Source organism: Halomonas sp. DP5N14-9 (assembly GCF_019802175.1).
Taxonomy (GTDB): domain Bacteria; phylum Pseudomonadota; class Gammaproteobacteria; order Pseudomonadales; family Halomonadaceae; genus Halomonas; species Halomonas litopenaei.
The window spans coordinates 21,804-40,906 of record NZ_JAHVHR010000029.1 but is presented as its reverse complement, the minus strand read 5'-3'; the positions used below and the strand labels follow the sequence as shown (position 1 = coordinate 40,906).

Here is a 19,103-nt window from a genome sequence, read left to right as displayed (position 1 = left end):
TCTCGCACTGACCCAGGCCCGCTTCGCGCGCTTTGACCAGAGCACCGCCGAAGAGTGGCGCCTGATCGACCGGCACTTTCGTGCCTACCAGAGCGACGCCTGCCGTCGTGTGCTCGCCCATCTCGAGCGACTCAAGGGCGACACCCACGGCTACCCGGTGGACCGCTACGAGCACTGTCTGCAGACCGCCACCCGCGCGCTGCGTGACGGCGCCGATGAAGAGACCGTGGTCTGTGCCCTGCTCCACGACATCGGCGACGACCTGGCCCCGGCCAATCACGCCGAGATCGCCGCCGCCATCCTCGAGCCTTTCGTCGACCCGCTCAATGTCTGGATGATCCGTCACCACGAGCTGTTTCAGGGCTACCACTACCGCCACTTCTTCGGCCAGGATCGCCACGCCCGTGAGGCCTATCGCGACCACCCGGCCTACGCCCGCACGGTGCGCTTCTGCGACGACTGGGACCAGACCAGCTTCGACCCCGACTACGACACCCTGCCACTGGACGCCTTCCTGCCGATGATCGAAAACGTCATGGGCCGCGAACCCTTCGGTGGCCTGCCGAGCGTGGTGGAGGACAGCGACTCGAGCCCCGAGCCCCAGGCGAATGACCGGGAGGCCTGCCGATGACTACCTGCGCCCAGCGCCTGATCGAGCTGCTCGAGGCCCAGGGAATCGACACCGTCTTCGGCATTCCCGGCGTGCACACCGTCGAGCTGTACCGGGGCCTTGAGCATTCGCGACTTCGCCATGTCACGCCACGCCACGAACAGGGCGCCGGTTTCATGGCCGACGGCTACGCCCGGGCCAGCGGGCGTCCCGCCGCCTGCTTCATCATCACGGGCCCGGGCATGACCAATATCGCCACCGCCATGGGCCAGGCGCTGGCCGATTCGGTGCCGATGCTGGTGATTTCCAGCGTCAATACCGTGTCGACGCTTGGGCGCGGCCAGGGCCGTCTCCACGAGATGCCCCATCAGGGCCAGACCCTGGCCGGGGTGGCGCGCTTCAGCCATACCCTGCTCGATCCCGAGGCGCTGCCCGAAGTGCTGGCCCGCGCCTTCGCCGTGTTCCAGGGCGCACGCCCGGGGCCGGTGCATATCGAGATCCCCATCGATCTGTTCGCCGCCCCGGTCAAGGCACCGATGCCTGCGGCGATGCGCGTCTTTCCACCGGCGCCAGCGCCCCAGGCCCTCGCGGCCGCCAGCCGACTGCTGGGCGAGGCACAGCGCCCACTGGTACTGGTGGGAGGTGGCGCCTGCGCCGCCGCCACCAGCGTCACCGCCCTGGTCGAACACCTGGACGCCCCCACCCTGACCACCATCAATGCCCGCGGGCTGCTCGGTGCCGACCATCCGCTGGACCTGGGCGCCACCGCCAGCCTGCCGGCGACACGCCGACTGGCCCGGCAGGCCGACGTCATCCTGGCCCTTGGCACCGAACTCGGCGAGACCGACTACGACCTGGTGTTCGACGACGGTTTCAAGCTCGAGGGCAGCCTGATCCGGGTCGATCTGGACGCCGAGCAGCTGGCGCGCAGTCACATCGCCGACCTGGCCCTGGTGGCCGATATCGGGCTGACCGCCGAGGCCCTGCTGGTCGCACTGGAATACGGCGAAGATGAAGGCCGGCCGCAACGAGAGGTCGGTCGCGAGCGCTGCGAGCGCGTGCGCCACGAGCTGGCCCTCGCCGATGACCCGGAGCTCGCGCGCTATCGGCCGCTGTTTGCCACCCTCGACGAGGTACTGCCCGAGGCGATCATCGTCGGCGACTCCACCGGCCCGGTGTACGCCGGCAACGTGGTGGCCAGACGCCCGGCGCCACGTCGCTGGTTCAACGCCGCCACCGGCTTCGGCACCCTGGGCTACGGCCTGCCTGCGGCCCTGGGCGCGGGGCTGGCACGACCGGATCTGCCGGTGGTGGCGCTGGTCGGCGACGGCGGCCTGCAGTTCGTGCTGGGAGAGCTTGCCACCGCCCGGGATATCGCCCTGGAGGCCGACCGCGCTCGCACCGAGCAGGGGTCAAACGACCGTGATTCGAGCGATGCGGCCTGCGCCGACACCGCCCTGGCCAGGCCCTTGGCGATCCTGATCTGGAACAACGACGGCTACGACGAGATACGCCGTTACATGAGCGCCGACGGTGTGGCTCACGTGGGGGTCGATCTGGCTCCCCCGGACTTCGCCGCCCTCGCCCAGGCCTTCGACTGCCGCTATCGCCAGGCCGCCAGCGCCGACGACCTGGCGTCGGCGCTTTCAAGCCTGAATGATGCCGGCTCACCGCTGATCGTCGAGATCGACGCCCTGGCCTGGTGTCGCAGGATCGAACACTGAGGCAGGACGCCTGCGCCGAGCGGATCGACAGCGTCCCGACCATGCATCACTTATGCATCAGTTATGCATCCATAAAATAACGAAGGAGTTCCCCGTGACTCGATGTTTCTCGCACAAGCCCCGTTCCATCGCCCTGGCAGCCGCGCTCGGCCTTGCCGCCGCCTCCGCCCAGGCCGCTGACCGCGACGATGAGCTGAGCCTGGTCGTCCCGCCCTGGCCCGGGGTCACCGTCAAGAGCGAGATCCTGGCGCAGCTCGTCGCGCCCCTGGGCTACCAGGTCGAACGCCAGGAGCTCAGCTCCACGGTGGGCTACAAGACCCTGACCACCGGCGACAGCGACGCCTTTCTGGCCGGGTGGCTGCCGGCCCAGCAGGAAAGCTACGACGCCGCCATGGCGGCGGACGCCATCGTCGATCTAGGCAACAACGTGACCGGCGCGCGCATGGGATTCGCCGTGCCCGGCTACGTGGCCGAGGCCGGTATCACCGACGCTTCCCAGTTGGGCGAGGCGCAGAACGCCGAGCGTTTCGAGCACACCTTCTACTCGATCGAAAGCGGCTCCACCGTGACCGACTTCATCCACGCCGCCATCGACAGCGACACCCACGGGCTCGGTGACTGGGAGGTCATGTCCTCCTCGACCCCCGGCATGCTCAGCGAAGTCAAGGCGGCGGTGAACGAACAGCGCTGGATCGTCTTCTACGGCTGGACGCCCCACTGGATGATCCCCGAGTACGACGTGCACATTCTCGACGACAGCGAAGGCGTGTTCGGCCCCGACAACGGCCGCAGCGACGTCAAGACCATCGTCGCCAGCGAGTTCGCCGAGGCCAATCCCAACCTGACCCGACTGCTCGACCAGTTCGTGTTCAGCGCGCATGAGCAGAGCGAGTTCATCAAGGCCTTCAGCCTCGAGGAGCGTGACCTCGATGAGGTCGCCCGAGAGTGGCTCGAGCAGCATCCCGACAAGCGCGCTGCCTTCCTCGAAGGCGTCACCACCCGCGACGGCGATGACGCCCTGGCCGCCTTGGAGGCGAGCCTGTGAGCGAAGACAGCCGCCAGCAGCGCATCCGCCGCGACCTGGCCGCCGCCTACCGGCTGATGGCCATGGATGGCATGGATGACGGCATCTCGACCCATATCTCGGCACGAGTCGCCCCGGGGCGTTTCCTGCTCAATGCCTTCGGTCTGCGCTTCGAGGAGGTCACCGCCGACTCTCTGGTGACTGTCGACGAGCACGGCCAGGTGCTCGACGATCCCACCGGCCTCGGCATCAACCCGGCCGGCTTTACCATCCACAGCGCCATCCACGCGGCGCGTCCCGACGCCCACTGTGTACTGCACTCCCACAGCGTCGCCGGGGTCGCCGTGTCCTGCCTCGAGCAGGGCCTCGCACCGCTGAACCAGTGGGCGATGCAGTTCTATCGGCGCATCGGCTATCACGACTACGAGGGCATCGCCCTCGACCTGGACGAGCGCGAACGGCTGGTGCGTGACCTCGGCGAGCACATGAGCATGATCCTGCGCCAGCACGGCCTGCTGGTGGTCGGCGAAAGCGTCGGCGACGCCTTTCTGCGCATGCGCGACCTGGAGCGCTCCTGCCAGGCCCAGCTCGCGGCCCAGGCCACCGGGGCGGCGCTGGTCAGCGCCAGTCCTGAGCTTTGCGAAAAGGTCGCCCGCCAGTACGACGACTGGGCCGCGAGCCCCCAGGGCACCGAGCTTGCCTGGCGGGCGGAACTGCGCCGCCTCGGCATCGACGCTCCCGCCGCTTCCGACAACAAGGACCCTTCACCATGAAAGTCTCCGCCCTGACCCAACGCATCGCCGGCGAAGGCGCCGCCGCCTGGGACATCCATGTGCGTGCGCTGAAGCGCCAGGCCAGCGGTGAAGACATCACCGTACTGTCGGTGGGCGATCCCGACTTCACCACCCCCGCCCCGATCATCGAGGCGGCCAAGCAAAGCCTCGACCGCGGCGCGACCCACTATGCCGACGTCCAGGGCAAGGGTGAACTGCGCGAAGCCATCAGCCGCCACTATCGTCGCCATCAGGGTGTCGAGGTCTCCCCCGAGCGGCTGATCGTGATGGCCGGCGCCCAGTGCGGGCTCTACGCCACCGCCCAGTGCCTGCTCGATCCAGGCGACGAGGTGATCGTGCCGGAGCCAAGCTACGTCACCTACGAGGCGGTGATCCAGTCGACCGGTGCACGACTGGCCCGAGTGCCGCTGCGGCCAGAGGCCGGCTTTCGACTCGACGTGGCCGATATCGCCGCCGCGATCACCGACAACACCCGGGCGATCCTGCTCAACAGCCCCCACAACCCCACCGGCCAGTCGATGACCCGGCAGCAGTGGGAGCAGATCGCCGAGCTGTGTCACCGCCATGACCTCTGGCTGATCTCCGACGAGGTCTACGCCGAGCTGATCTTCGAGGGCGAGCACCACAGCCCGCTGGCGCTGCCCGACATGGCCAATCGCAGCGTGGTGATCTCTAGCCTGTCCAAGTCCCACGCCATGACCGGCTGGCGGCTGGGCTGGGTGGTCGCGCCCGAGGCGCTGATCGAGCACCTGGACAATCTGGCGCTGTGCATGCTGTACGGCTGCCCGGACTTTATCCAGGACGCGGCGATCACCGCGCTCGACAGCGACCTCCCCGAGCTTGCCACCATGCACGCCGCCTACCGCGAGCGCCGCGACAGCGTCTGCCGCGCCCTCGACGGCGCCGACTCGGTCAAGGCGATCTGCCCGGACGCCGGCATGTTCGTGATGGTCGACATCCGCGCCACTGGTCTGTCATCGGCCGAGTTCGCCGATGGCCTGCTCGACGAATGCGGCATCTCGGTGCTGTCCGGCGAGGCCTTCGGCCCCTCGGCGGCTGGCTTCGTACGGCTGAGCCTGACCCAGCCCCCGGAGCGCCTGAGGCGCGCCGCAACACGGCTTCGTGAATTTGCCGATGCCTGTCTTGTCACCAGCCCCTGAGTCGCCTATGCCACCATCCGTCACCACCAGCGACGACTTGAGCCCGACCTCCCCCGTGGTCGAGGCTCGTCACCTCGTCAAGCGCTACGGGGACACCAGCGTGCTGCGCGACGTCTCCCTGAGCGTCGCCGAAGGCACCGTGACCACCATCATCGGCGCCAGTGGCTCCGGCAAGAGCACCCTGCTGCGCTGCATGAACCTGCTGGAGCGGCCCCAGCAGGGCAGCCTGTCCATCGCCGATGAACGCATCCGCTTCACCGAGCAGGGCCCCCGCAGCAGCCATACCGACATGCCGCTCAGTCGCCATCAGCTGCAACGCCTGCGCGGCAAGGTCTCCATGGTATTCCAGCAGTTCAACCTCTGGCCGCACCTGACCGTGCTCGGCAACGTCAGCGAGGCCCCGGTGCGGGTCAAGGGAATCTCACGCAGGAAGGCCAACGCCCTGGCCGCCCACTATCTGGAGCGCGTCGGCATGGCCGAGCGCGCCGACGCCTACCCGGCGTTTCTCTCCGGTGGCCAGCAGCAGCGTGTGGCCATCGCCCGAGCGCTGGCCATGGAGCCCGAGATCCTGCTGTTCGATGAGCCTACCTCGGCGCTGGACCCGGAAAGGGTCAACGAGGTGCTGGGGGTCATCCGCGGCCTGGCCGACGAGGGGCGCACCATGCTGATGGTGACCCACGAGATGGCCTTCGCCCGGGAGGTATCCGACCAGATCGTGTTTCTCGACCGCGGCGTCGTCGGCGAAGCCGGCCCCCCCGAGCGCATCTTCGAACACAGCGACAACGAACGCTGCCGGCGCTTCATCGCCCCCGCAGCTTGACTGCCAGTCACACAACAACCAGGAGTTCCCATGACCGTATCCCATCCCCTGCGCCCGTCAGCCGACCTCGCTCGTCGCCTTGCCCTGGGCGTCGCGCTCGCCACGACCCTCGGCGCCGCCACCATCGGCAGCGCCCATGCGACCGACCAGGAAGCCAACCAGGACGCTGGCGAGCCCCTCAAGATCGGCATCTCCGCCGAACCCTATCCGCCCTTCACCTACACCTCCTCCGACGGTGACTGGACCGGTTTCGAGGTGGAACTGGCATCGGCCATCTGCGACCAGATGGGCCGTCAGTGCGAGATCACCCCGACCGGCTGGAGCGGTATCATCCCCTCGCTCAAGGCCGGACGCATCGACATGATCATGAACTCCATGTCGATCACCGAGAAGCGCCTGCGAGTCATCGACTTCAGCTCGCCCTACTACTTCACGCCCGGTGCCTACGTCGCCGCCCGCTCCCTGGACATCGAGCCGCCCGAGGGCCTGGACGGCAAGGTGCTGGGGGTGCAGAGCGCCACCACCAACGCCACCTACGCCCGTCGCGCCCTGCGCGACAGCGGCGTCGACATCCGTCTGTACGACCAGGCCGAACAGGTCAATCGCGACCTGCTCTCCGGCCGCCTGGACCTGATCCTGGCCGACGAGATCGCCATGACCGAGCTGGTCGAACGCGATGAAGCCGCCGACTTCGAGATCAAGGCCACGGCGCCGCACCACGAGGCCTACAGTGAAGGCGTCGGCATCGGCCTGCGCCAGGAGGACGACGCCCTGACCGAGGACGTCAACGCCGCCATCGAGGCGGTCAATCAGCAGGGCATCTGCAGCGAGCTGTCCGAGCGCTACTTCGGCACCGACGTCTGCGTGGGCTAGGGCCTGTACGAAAATGTCTGCGCTCGTGTGAACGACGCTTCTGCCTGAGGCCGTGGCCTGGTCGAACGCCGGCAACAGCCGCCGGATGCGCACCAGGCCCGCTGCCATCGCGACTTTCACCCACGACGAGAATGCCCCATGAACAACGCTTCTCAGGAGGGGCTGGCCGACTGGGCCGGACCGATCCTCGACGGCGCCCTCACCACCCTGCAGATCGCCTGCCTGGCCTACGCCATCGGCGTGCTGCTTGGCTTTGTCGGTGCCGCCTGCCGGTTGTCTCGACACGCCTGGCTGCGCGGAATCGGCGGCGCCTACTCCACCGGCGTGCGTGCGGTGCCGGAGCTGTTGCTGATCATCCTGCTTTACTATGCCGGCTCCCAGGCGCTGACCGCCCTGACCAACGCCCTGGGCCTGCCCGGGCAGGTCGCCATCAACGGCTTCGTCACCGCCGTGGGGGTGCTGGCCTTCGTCCAGGGCGCCTACATGACAGAGGTGTTCCGCGGCGCCATCTCCGCCATCCCCAAGGGCCAGCTCGAGGCCGCCGACGCCTTCGGCTTTTCCCCCTGGGCACGCTTTCTCCACATCACCCTGCCGGCGATGCTGCCCAACGCCCTGCCAGGGATGTCGAACCTCTGGCTGATCCTGATCAAGGACACCGCCCTGATCAGCGTGATCGGCTACAGCGAACTGTTCTTCACCATCCAACAGGCCGCCGCCAGCACCCGTGCGCATTTTCTGTTCTACGCCGCCGCCGGTGTGCTCTATCTGATGATGACGCTGTCGTCCAACCTGGTCTTCGCGCTGATCGAGCGCCGGGTCAGGCGTGGACAGCCCCAGAGCCGGGAGACCTGATATGCGCTGGTGTCATTTCATTGCGCCCTTTGGTCGTTCACGGCATGTCAAACGCGGCCAGCCCCACTCTCACCTCCAGCCCCGGGAGACCTGACATGGACTTCAGCTGGTTGAGCGACCCTTTCTATCAGGAATACCTCATCGAAGGCCTGATCAATACCCTGTGGCTGCTGCTGGTATCGGCCATCGCCGGCCTCACCCTGGCCGTCGGCATGGCCATGGCACGCATCAGGGGCCCCCGACCGCTGGCCTGGACGGCCACGGCGGTGACCTCGGTCATTCGCGGCACCCCATTGCTGGTGCAGCTTTTCTTCTTCTACTACGGGGTGGGTCGGCTGCTGGAAGGCATCCCCGGCATCCAGGACAGCATCTTCTGGGGCTTGCTGCGCGACCCGTTCTTCTACGCCACCCTTACCTTCACCCTCTCGGTCGGCGCCTATAGCGGCGAGATCCTGCGCGGCGCCCTGCTCAGCGTACCGCCAGGCGAGCGCGAGGCCGGGCGGGCCTTCGGCCTCAACCCGTTCCAGGTATTCTGGCGTCTGTGGCTACCCCGCGCGGTACAGTTGTGTCTGCCCACCCTCACCGGCGAGATGATCCTGCTGCTGAAGTCGATCCCGCTGGTCTCGACCATCGCCATGATGGATCTGCTCCAGGCGGCCAACATCATTCGCGACGAGACCTTCCTGACCTACGAACCACTGCTGCTGATCGCCGCCGTCTATCTGCTGCTGACCATCGTGCTGACGCTGTGCCTGCGTCAGGTCGAACACCACTTCCCGGGGGTACAACCGGTACGTCGCGCCTGGCGCCCCTTTGGACAACCACGTCGGGTGTAACGTCGCTTCGCCATCCGCACCGGCATCGACGCCCATGTCGATGTGACCTTCCCGCCTTTCCCTGTGCCGGCCAACGTCGATCGACCGCCGGCACAGGGTGCATTTTCTCCTTTTCCTCACGCGCCTGCTCGGCTCGCCCGTCCTCGACTCACGTCCATCCCGGGATCGTCGGCGATTCCACATCGTTTTCGGCGTTAACCCTCACGTTATTTGCTTCAGCGCGCATTGCTGGCGTTCGCCCTCCCCCAAAAAAGGGCCCTGCCAGCCCTCGAGTGAAGGGCTGGGGCCTTGGCGCCAGCCGCCTACCATAGCCTTGTCACTACCGTCCTGATCCGCGTAGCCACTCCTCCACTTTTTCGGCACAGAATGAGAATCAACGTCTATGTTTAGGGTATTGTGCAGATATGGCATTAAAAGCGTCATCTGCCATCGATACAGTGACAATAAGGAAAGGCAGGAGTCGGTATGAAGGGAACTCGTTCACGGCTGATCGCGCTGGAGCCACGCCTGCTGTTCGATGGCGCCATGGCGGCCACCCCCGACCCCGCCAGCGATGGCGACGGTGGAAAACCAACCAGCACCAGCCGACAGACGGCGACGGCCAGGCACCGGCCACCCAGGGCGACAGCGACAGCCCCCGTGGTAGCGGAGCGCCGGCTCGCCATCTGGTGGTGGTGGACGCCCGCCTCTCCGACGCCCAGCGCCAGACGATCCGCGAGGGGCTGGCCGACGACGCCGAACTGCTCGAGGTCGACGCCGACGAAAACGGTATCGAGGCCATCACCGCGGCCCTGGCCGGCATGGACCAGGTCGAGAGCGTGGAGATCTTCAGCCACGGCGCCTCAGGCCAGTTTCAGCTCGGCGATACCCTGGTCGGCAACGACACTCTCACGAGCCTGACGGCGAGCCTCGGCCAGTGGCGCGAGGCACTGACGGCCGACGCCGACCTGCTGCTCTACGGCTGTCGCATCGGCGCCACCGACGCAGGGCTCGAACTGGTGCAAGGTCTCGCCAGCGCCACCGGCATGGACGTGGGCGCCTCCACCGATGATACCGGCCACAGTGGCCTGGGCGGCGACTGGGAACTGGAGCGTCAACAGGGGCAACTGGCTGACGACCGTGGCGTGGCACTCGCCGCCCTGGCACCCTTGGATGGCCTGCTGGCCGACGCCGAGCCGACGGCGTCGCTCGGCGAATCTGCCGCGGAGGTGCCGCTGGGCGAGGAATTTCAGTTCACCGTCAGCGTGTCCAATGCCTCCACCGCCCAGGAGGGCTACGCCCCCTTTGTCCAGTTGATCGTGCCCGCTACCGGCAAGGACGGCGCCGGCGCCGAGGTCGACGATGGCATTGTCATCACCTCGGCAAGCTACCTGGGAGGGCAACTCGACCTCTACCAGGTGACCTTCGACGCCAACGGCGAGGCGGTGCATCCCCTGGCAAAGGACGCCAATGGCGAACCGATCACCGTGCTGGCCTCGGCCTATGGCGCCCAGGCCGGCGACACCCTGGTGGTGGCGGCGCTGCCCTTCGCCAGCCTGACCAGCGACCAGCCAAGCATCGACGTCACCTTTACCGGCCAGCTCAGTGAGCTGGCTGACACCTCCCAGACCAACGGCAGCCCGGACCTGGTCATCCAGGCCATGGCCGGCTTCGAGCTCGGCAACGATGCCCTGTCCAACCCGGAGCAGGACCCCAGCCTGATCGGTAGCGCGGTCGCCTTCACCATCACCCCCACGGTCATCGCGGTGGAGCAGAGCCTCGACATGAGCGAGGGCGACACCACCACCGGCGAGAACTACCCCCACAGCCTGGTCACCACGGTGCGCCCGGCAGGCGCCGGGGCCACCGCCCAGACCCTGACCGACGTAGTCATCACCCAGCCGGTTCCGGACAACGTTCAGGTCACCGCCATCGATCCCGGCAACGGCACCCTGACCTCCATCACCCTGGCCAGCGGCAACACCTACACCGGTGACCTGACCATACAGGCGCTGATCGACAGCGATGCCTTCATCACCTCCTACACGGTGACCTACGACAACCTCACCGAGGCCCAGTCCAGCCGGGTCGACTTCTATGTGCCGGAGACCGATGCCAACGGCGCCCCTGTCCTCGACCCGGTGACTGGCAACGACACCACGATCAAGTTCGGCGCCCCCACCGGCAGCGGCGTCTGGCTGCCGCTGGACGATCGCGACCGCAATCCCGACGATCCCGACGGCAAGGTCAGCTTCGAGGGTACCGGCGATGAGCTGAGCTTCGTTGCCAAGTCGATCACCCTGGAAAAGACCGCCACCCTGGCCATCGATACCGGCACCAGCGGCCTGACTCCGGGTGACACCCTGGAATACCAGCTGGAGATGGCGCTGTCGGACTACTTCGCCTTTGGCGAGGACACCCAGCTCGTTGGTCAGTTTGTCGTCACCGATACCCTCGGCGACGGCCAGACCCTCGAGGGCACCCCGACGCTGATCCTCTACAGCGGTGATGACGCCACCACCATCGATCTGGTGGTCACCACCAGCGTCAATGCCGATGGCACCACCACCCTTGGCTTCGATATCGCCCTGTCGATCCAGAACGCTCTGGGTGACCAGGCCTGGCTCGCCGGCGACGCCGCCTTCGATGGGGTGATCGACGCCGGCGCCACCCGTGCGCTGATCAGCTATCGCGCGGTCATCGACGACGCCTATGCAGACGAGGACGTGACCGACCACCCTACCATCAACGAAGGCGACAGCCTGGGCAATGCCGCCGAGGTCGATGCCACCCTGCTGCTCAACCCGAACAACCTGACCGGCGATAGCGAGACCGACGACTCCAGCACCGAACTGACGGTGCCCACCAGCCAGGTGGACATCGCCATCGAAGGAGGCGTCAGCGAACTGGCCCCCGGCGACGAGGTGACCTTCACCCTGCGCTACGAGCTGGTCACCGGCGACCACGAGAACTTCCAGTTGATCGCCTACCTGCCGCTGCCGCTGCTCGACACCTCCGGTATCAGCTGGACGCAAGGTACTGACTCCGGCCAGTGGTCCCTGGCAGCGGACAACAGCTGGGCGGGCGAGATCACCAGCGTAGCGAGCGGTCCCGGCAATGCCATCGTCTTTACCCTGGCAGACCTGTCCACGACAGAGGCCAGCACCATCGCCTTGAGCTTTACCATGACGGTGGGGGATCAGCCCTTCGCCGACGGCCGCTCGCTAGATGTGCTGGCCGAATCGCGCCAGACCACCACCCTCGACCAGACCGAACTGGTGACCCAGGACGTGGTCAAGGTGCAATCGGTGGCCGAGCCGGTCGTCACCATCACCCATGGGGTGGTGTCTTCGACCAACGGCAGCGTCAGCGGCACCAGCGGCAGCTGGAATGCGCCCGGCTCGGCGGGTGCGCCCTTCACCGGCAGCATCACCGACCCGGCGGCGGTGGACGGCGACGTCACCGACATCGACGCCGGCGACACCCTGCGCCTGGCCACCCTGCTCGAGAACACCGGCGGCGGCGGCGCCTTCGACGTGACGACCGAGATCGAACTGCCCACGGACCTGGACTTTGTCGGCGACAGCCTGGGTAGTGCCAACCTGACCCTGACGCTCGGTGACGGCAGCGTGCTGATCGAGGGCACCGACTATAGCGTCAGTGGTACCACCATCACCCTGCTGGATGCCGGCGGCCAGGCCACCCTGCAGGCCGGGCGGGATGGCAGCGCCAGCGACGCCGCCGGCACCAACATCATCGTCATCACCTACGACGTGACCGTGGCCGCGGCGGTCAGCGCCAGTCGCACCCTCGGCACCACGGCAACGCTCACCAACTATGCAAGCGTCGACGGCGGCACCGACTTTACCCCGACGGACCTCGAGGACGACGCGACCCAGCAGGTGGCGGCGCCAACCATCACGACCACCTTCGCGGACGGCGGCGCCGCCACTGATAACGACTCAAGTGCCAGCCATACCGACGGCGCCGATCTGGTGGTCGGCGAGTCGATGTTCTACGACATCGTGGTGACCCTGCCGGAAGGCACTACCCAGGAACTCAGGGTCAATGACCTGATACCGCCGGGCATGGCGCTGGATACCTCCTACAACGGATCCGGCTATCGGCTGATTACCGCATCCGCCGACAGCAACAACTTAAGCGCCAACTTCGCCGGCAGCGTCTCCGTCTCAGGCCTTGCCGGCAGTGGAGGCACCCTAGGCGTCGATGGCGTCGATGGCGTCGATGGCCAGTTCACCTTCAGCGCCGCCGGCGCCACCGGCGACAACGACACCGGCAACAATACCTTTGTTCTGCGCGTCCGCCTGATTGCCACCAACACCCTCAACAACCAGCAAGGCACCGAACACGAACACAAGGCGGGCCTGACCTATCAGGATGTCGACGGTGATGAGGTAAACGGCAGCACCGCCGTGGATCGCGACGTCAGTCAGCCCGGTACGGGCCCGACCACCACCCTGGTAGAACCCACGGTCAGCATCGAACAGGCGCTGACCACTCCCTCCGATCCGGGCCTTGGCGTCGATGCCGATGACCCCGTCAGCTACACCATCACCCTGTCCAATACCTCGGGAGTCGATGCCTTCGATCTGGACGTCAACGGCGACATCTCGCCCGAACTGGTGTCCCCCACCATCGGCCAAGTGACGATCAACGGCTCTGTCATCGACGTCAGCGGCGCCGACAATCCCTTCGAGATCACCGGCAACGCCACCGATGGCTATCAAGTCAGCGTCAAGAGTGGGTTCGATCTCGACCTGGCAGATGGTGACATCGTCACCCTGACCATCGACGGGACGGTATCGGCCAATGCCCCCAACCAGGTGACGCTGGACAATTCGACCAGCGTGCAGTGGACCAGCCTCGACGGCGTCCAGACCAGCCCAGTGGTCGAGCGCACCGGCGCCGACGGCGAGCCTGGCGTCAATGTCATCAATGACTACCGGAGCAGCGATACCCTGGCGATACCGGTGGCGAGCTATCTGGATATTTCACGCATCGGTGGCCTCGACAGCACCGGCGACGCCAGCGACAGCCAGGCCGCCACCAATGACGTGGCGGTGGGCGAGATCATCCGTTATCGGGTGGTCGCCCTGGCCCCCGAGGGCGACAGCGACTCCTACAAGCTTCAAGTGACCCTGGATGCGGGTCTGTCCTTTGTCGACTTTGCCGACAACCGCATCAACCTGGCGCTGATCTCCGACGCCGGTGGGCTGTCGAGTTCGAAACTGAACGACCTGAGCATCGGTGATGACTTCAACGTGGTCGGTGACGAGACCAGTGCCCTGGCCCAGGCACTGACCCTTGACCAGGCGATATCACCCACGGCAGCGCAGTTGATGGATGTCGGTATCCTGACCACCGCGACCGTTGGCGGCAAGCAGGTGCTCACCTTCGACTTTGGCCGGCTCGTAAACAGCGAAACCGCTGGCGCCAATCGTGAAGGCATCTCCATCGACTTCAACGTGCGCGTCACCAACGCCGAGGGCAATGAGTCCGGCGCCGCGCTGGGCGTGTTCGCCCAGGAGATCGTCAACGACAGCGTTCGCGGCAAGAGCGACACCCTGATCGAGCGTATCGTCGAGCCGTCCTTCGAAGAAATGACCAAGACGGTGGTGGACTTCAATCCGGCCCCGGATGACACCACCGGCACCGCCAGCGTCACCGTTGCCTTTACCCAGAACGGCGGCATGCCCGCCTACGATGTGGTGCTGACCGACGCCTTTCCCTCGGGCAGCGATTATGTCATCGACAGTGTGGTCATCGATGGCCAGAGCTACAGCCTGGGCGGCCTGCCGGCCGGAGTCGTGGCCAACGCCACCGCCAGTGGAATCGAGGTCACCTTTGCACAGCTCGACCCGGGCAGCGAGGTCAGCGTGTCCTATCGCCTCGAGGTACCCAACGATGCGGTGGTGACGGCCACCGCCGCCGAGGCCCGTCTTGCCTGGTCCAGCCTGCCCGACGACGGCAGTTTCGATGGCTTTGCTGGCAGCGATGTCGGCCCCGACGGCTCGGCAGCGGGCGAGCGTACCGATGCCGACGGAAGCGGCGGGCTCAATGACTATGTGTTGACCGCCGGGGCGAGTCTCGGGCTGATCGAAGGCACCCTGTGGAATGACACCCTCAGCGCCAACACCAGCAAGACACCCGATGGCGATGGTCTGGCCGGCGTCAGTGTGACCCTGACCTGGGACGGCAACAACGACGGCGACTTCGATGACGACGAAGATCTCACCTTTGACACCGTCACCGACGCAAACGGCAACTACTCCTTCGGCGTGCTGCCCAAGGGCAGCTATCGCATCTCGGCCAGCGAAAGCCTCACCGACGCCGATGCCGGCGAGCTGAAGGCGCGTATCGACAGCGGACCCTCCGACGACGGCAGCCTATCGTTGATCACCGGCGCCGTAGACGGCGACACCACCTTCGACGCCGATATCGGCTATGTCGAACTCAACGACGCCCCGGTCCACACCTTGCCGGCCTCGCCGGTCTCCGGTGACGAAGACACCGACATTACCATCACCGGCATCTCGATCGCCGACCCCGACGCCCTGACGCCCGGCGCCCCAAGCGCCCCCGCCGCCCAGAACCTGACCACCACCCTGAGCGTCAACAACGGCACCCTGAGCGCCTCCGGGGACGGTGGCGCCAGTGTGTCAGGCAGCGGCACCAGCGAGCTGATCCTCACCGGCAGCGTCGACGAGATCAACGCTGCCCTCGCCACCCTGACCTATACCGGCAACGCCAACTTCAACGGTGACGATACCCTGACCCTCGTTACCAGCGACAACGGCAACTTCGGCGACCACCCGGACACCGGCAACGGCACTCCCGGCGAGAGCGCCGACGCCCTGACCGACCGCGATACCCTGGCCATCGAAGTGATCGCGGTTAACGACGAGCCTGAGGCCAACGACGACAGCGCCATCGCCGTGGAGGCCGGGGGACGCTTCAATATCGGCGGCATCGACCCCAACGGCCTGGTCATCCTCAACGATACCGACAACGACCTCAATGACGCCGACCCCGACGTGCTGACGGTGGTCCGGGCGGGCACCACCGCGGGCTCACTGCAGGCGGTCAACAGCGACCCCGCCTCGCCCACCCGTATCCAGGGCACCTACGGCACCCTGGTGATCTCCTCGAGCGGCTCGGCGGAGTACCTGCTCGACAACAACAACGCCGCCGTCGAGGCGCTGAGGCTGAGCGGCAATACGCTGCCCGAGACCTTCGTCTATGAAATCAGCGATCGTGCGGGCGTCCTCTCCCGGGCCACCATCACCATCACCATCGAAGGCGCCAACGACGCCCCGGTGGGCGTCGACGACAGCGGCGTGGCCATCGAGGCGGGCGGTATCGGCAACGCCACCGCCGGCCAGGACGCCACCGGCAATGTGCTGACCAACGATACCGACGTCGACCTCAACGGCGAGACCAAGGCGGTCACAGGTATCCGCGATGGCGATGAGCTCCTAGGCAGTTTCGATGAGGTCACCGGCGCCACCAACGTGATCGGAAAATACGGCACCCTGACCATCGACCAGGATGGCAGCTATACCTACGTCATCGCTGACGACAACGCAGACGTCGAAGCCCTGGCGGTGGGCGATACCCTGAGCGAGACCTTCAGCTACCTGGTCACCGACGCCGAGGGACTCGATGACATCGCGGTGCTGACCATCACCATCGAAGGCGCCCAGGACAACCCCGTCGCCACCAACAACACCACCAGCGCCCAGGCACCGTCCACCGACGGCGCCACGCCGGCGGTGGACGGCACCGGCAATCTGATCGCTGATGACGACGGCGATGACGTCGACGCCGACGTGGATACCATCGACCAGGGTGCACTCGCCGTCGGCGCCATTCGCCCCGGCAGCGAGACGGCCGGCGGCGCCATGACCAGCCTCGGTGGCGTCAGCGCCAGCGTCGATGGTCAGTACGGGCGCCTCACGGTAAACGCCGACGGCAGTTACCGCTACGTGGTCGACGGCGACAACGCCGCCGTACAGGCCCTGGCGGCAGGCGCCACCCTGAGCGAGACCTTCACCTATAGGCTGATCGACACCGCCGGCAATCCGGACCTGGCCGAGCTGGTCGTCACCGTCACCGGCGCCAACGATCCACCGAGCCCGGTGGCCGACAAGGCCATCGCGGTGGAGGCCGGGGGTACCGCCAACGCCACCCCAGGTGACGACCCCAGCGGCAATGTCCTGACCAACGACGACGACGTGGATGGACAGCCATTGAGTGTCGATCAGGTCCGCTTCAACACCACCACGGTAAACGCCGGCCAGCCGCTGGCAGGACGCTACGGCACCCTGACCCTGAACGCCGACGGCAGCTTTTCCTATGTGGTCGATAACAGCAATCCGGCGGTGGAGGCCCTAAGAACCGCCAACGATACCCTCACCGAGGTCTTCGTCTACCGCAGCGTCGATCCCCTGGGTGCCAGCACCACGGCGCGTCTGACCGTGACCATCGAGGGACGCGACGATGCCCCGGTGGCCGCCGACAACGTCGCCCTGGCGGTGGCCGACAGCGATCAGGGCACCGGCCGTGATCCCAGCGGCAATGTGCTCGACAACGACAGTGATATCGACGCCGGTGACCAACTGGCCGTGAGTGGCGCCCGCCCCGGCACCGAGGCCGCAGGCGGGGCCCTGTCCACCCCCAGCGCCGGCACGATAACCCTGACAGGCCAGTACGGCACCCTGACGCTTGCTACCGACGGCAGCTACAGCTACGCGGTCGACCAGTCCAACGCCGAGATCCTCGGGCTTGGCCCCCTGGAGTTCCGCCGTGACGTCTTTACCTACGAGGCCCGTGATCTGGCGGGACTGGTGGACCTGGCCGAACTGACGGTGTTCGTGCGCGGCCAGAACCAGGCGCCGGTGCCCGGCACCGACGATGGCCTGGCGGTGGAGGCCGGTGGCCGCGACAACGCCACGCCCGGGGCGGACGCCGTGGGTAACGTGCTCGACAACGACAGCGACGTCGATGGCGACATCAACCTCGGCGTCAACCTGCTCGGCCCCAACCTGACGGTGACCGGCGTTCGCACCGGCGATGACCCAAGCGCCGGCACCGAAGGCACCCTCGGCAAGGCACTCAAGGGCCGCTACGGCAGCCTGGTGATGGAGGCCGACGGCAGCTACCGCTACCAGGTCGATGACGACAACCCGGAGGTCCAGGCGTTGCGTCAAAGCGGCCAGACCCTGGTCGACGTCTTCACCTATGCGCTGGAGGACCGCTGGGGCGGCCCCGCCAGTGCCAGCCTGACGATCACCATCGATGGGCGCAACGATACACCGACGGCCCGCGACGACAGCGGCGACGCCGTGGACATCGGCGGAGGCGCGAGCCGCCCCGACGCCACCGGCAATGTGCTGCCCAACGACACCGACGTCGACGCCGAGCGCTACGGCGAGACCCAAAGGGTCACCCTGGTGGCACAGGACGGCGTCAGCGCGGCGCCCGGCGAGCGCCTGGCGGGCCGCTACGGCACCCTGATCATCGAGGCGGACGGCAGCTACCGCTACTTTATCGACCGCACCAACAGCGAGGTACTGCGCGCCAGCGGCCTGGGTCCGCTGTTGCAGGAGGTCTTCGTCTACACCCTGACCGACCAGGCCGGCGCCAGCGACACCGCCACCCTGACCCTGACCCTGGATATCGCCGCACCCTATATTCCGATCAGGGATGGCGCCGGCCCCCACTTCCTGCGCCCGGACGATGGGCGCCAGTCGCGCGCCACCCTCGGCGATGTCGACCCAGTGGTCTATGTCACCCCGGAGGTCGAGCGCAACAGCCGCCAGGTCTTCGACTACCTGCGCCTGTCCCACGGCGCCCAGCCCTGGCTGGTCCGGCCGCTGGAGATGCAGATCCCGTCGCTGGCCAGTGGCCTGGGTGAGGTGCCAGGCCAGTACGTGCTACGCGGCGTAGCCTTGAGTCGCCTGTACGCCGAGCAGGATCAATTGCTGCTGCTGGGTCGCCACGGCCGCACCGACCTGACGGCGGATGGCCTGCTGGCCGATCCCTCCCTCTACGCTCCCACCCGTGAACAATTGCTGAACAACGCCACTGGTACCAATGGCGAACCGACGATTCCGACGCGAAGCTCGACGCCGGGCGACGCTCAACCTGGCTCGGCCGAGGCGCCGAACCGCGACGCGGCAGATGACGGCCGGCCTGTGCTGCCGCCGGGGGCCGAATGGATCGCCGATGTGGACAGGGACGACCGCCTCGCGCCGGCAGCGCTGGCCCAGGACGGCTGGCGCGGGCCAGACGAGACCTCCGGCGCCTCTCCCAGGGTCGCTGCAGGCTTTCGCGCACAACTGACGGCCATGGCCGGCTCCACCGCGCCGCTGCGAGGGGAGCAGGACCTGTGAGATTCGAACGACAAGG

At 66.9% G+C, this 19,103-nt stretch carries 10 protein-coding genes; all 10 read left to right on the top strand.

What is annotated here, in order from left to right; genetic code table 11:
• Nucleotides 1-7 precede the first annotated feature (7 nt).
• The 10 genes from KUW00_RS15005 to KUW00_RS14960 all read left to right on the top strand — a co-directional run bounded on the left by KUW00_RS15005 (nt 8) and on the right by KUW00_RS14960 (nt 19,087).
• The gene (locus tag KUW00_RS15005) at nt 8-631 is read left to right on the top strand and encodes an HD domain-containing protein (protein ID WP_222569611.1); all 624 of its coding nucleotides are present in this window, start codon (nt 8-10) and stop codon (nt 629-631) included.
• The gene (locus KUW00_RS15000) at nt 628-2,334 is read left to right on the top strand and encodes a 5-guanidino-2-oxopentanoate decarboxylase (RefSeq protein ID WP_222569466.1); all 1,707 of its coding nucleotides are present in this window, start codon (nt 628-630) and stop codon (nt 2,332-2,334) included. Before KUW00_RS15005 ends, KUW00_RS15000 begins: the two co-directional genes overlap by 4 nt.
• Nucleotides 2,335-2,428: 94 nt before the next feature.
• Nucleotides 2,429-3,379 carry an ABC transporter substrate-binding protein gene (locus KUW00_RS14995; protein ID WP_052704501.1) on the top strand — a complete coding sequence of 317 codons (951 nt, stop codon included), beginning with the start codon at nt 2,429-2,431 and terminating at the stop codon, nt 3,377-3,379.
• On the top strand, nt 3,376-4,131 hold the full coding sequence (locus KUW00_RS14990) for a class II aldolase/adducin family protein (protein WP_222569465.1): 756 nt from the start codon (nt 3,376-3,378) through the stop codon (nt 4,129-4,131). The genes KUW00_RS14995 and KUW00_RS14990 overlap by 4 nt, the downstream gene beginning before the upstream one ends.
• Nucleotides 4,128-5,312, top strand: a complete 1,185-nt coding sequence (locus tag KUW00_RS14985; RefSeq protein ID WP_222569464.1) for a pyridoxal phosphate-dependent aminotransferase — start codon at nt 4,128-4,130, stop codon at nt 5,310-5,312. Before KUW00_RS14990 ends, KUW00_RS14985 begins: the two co-directional genes overlap by 4 nt.
• A 7-nt stretch (nt 5,313-5,319) precedes the next feature.
• Nucleotides 5,320-6,132, top strand: a complete 813-nt coding sequence (locus KUW00_RS14980) for an amino acid ABC transporter ATP-binding protein (RefSeq protein ID WP_108133341.1) — start codon at nt 5,320-5,322, stop codon at nt 6,130-6,132.
• A gap of 30 nt (nt 6,133-6,162) precedes the next feature.
• Nucleotides 6,163-7,005, top strand: a complete 843-nt coding sequence (locus KUW00_RS14975) for a transporter substrate-binding domain-containing protein (RefSeq protein WP_222569463.1) — start codon at nt 6,163-6,165, stop codon at nt 7,003-7,005.
• A gap of 138 nt (nt 7,006-7,143) precedes the next feature.
• Nucleotides 7,144-7,857, top strand: a complete 714-nt coding sequence (locus KUW00_RS14970) for an ABC transporter permease (protein WP_222516740.1) — start codon at nt 7,144-7,146, stop codon at nt 7,855-7,857.
• Nucleotides 7,858-7,952: 95 nt separating this feature from the next.
• Nucleotides 7,953-8,693, top strand: a complete 741-nt coding sequence (locus tag KUW00_RS14965; protein WP_222516739.1) for an ABC transporter permease — start codon at nt 7,953-7,955, stop codon at nt 8,691-8,693.
• A gap of 674 nt (nt 8,694-9,367) precedes the next feature.
• Nucleotides 9,368-19,087, top strand: coding sequence for a VCBS domain-containing protein (locus KUW00_RS14960; RefSeq protein ID WP_222569462.1), 9,720 nt, complete (start codon nt 9,368-9,370; stop codon nt 19,085-19,087).
• Nucleotides 19,088-19,103: the final 16 nt, after the last annotated feature.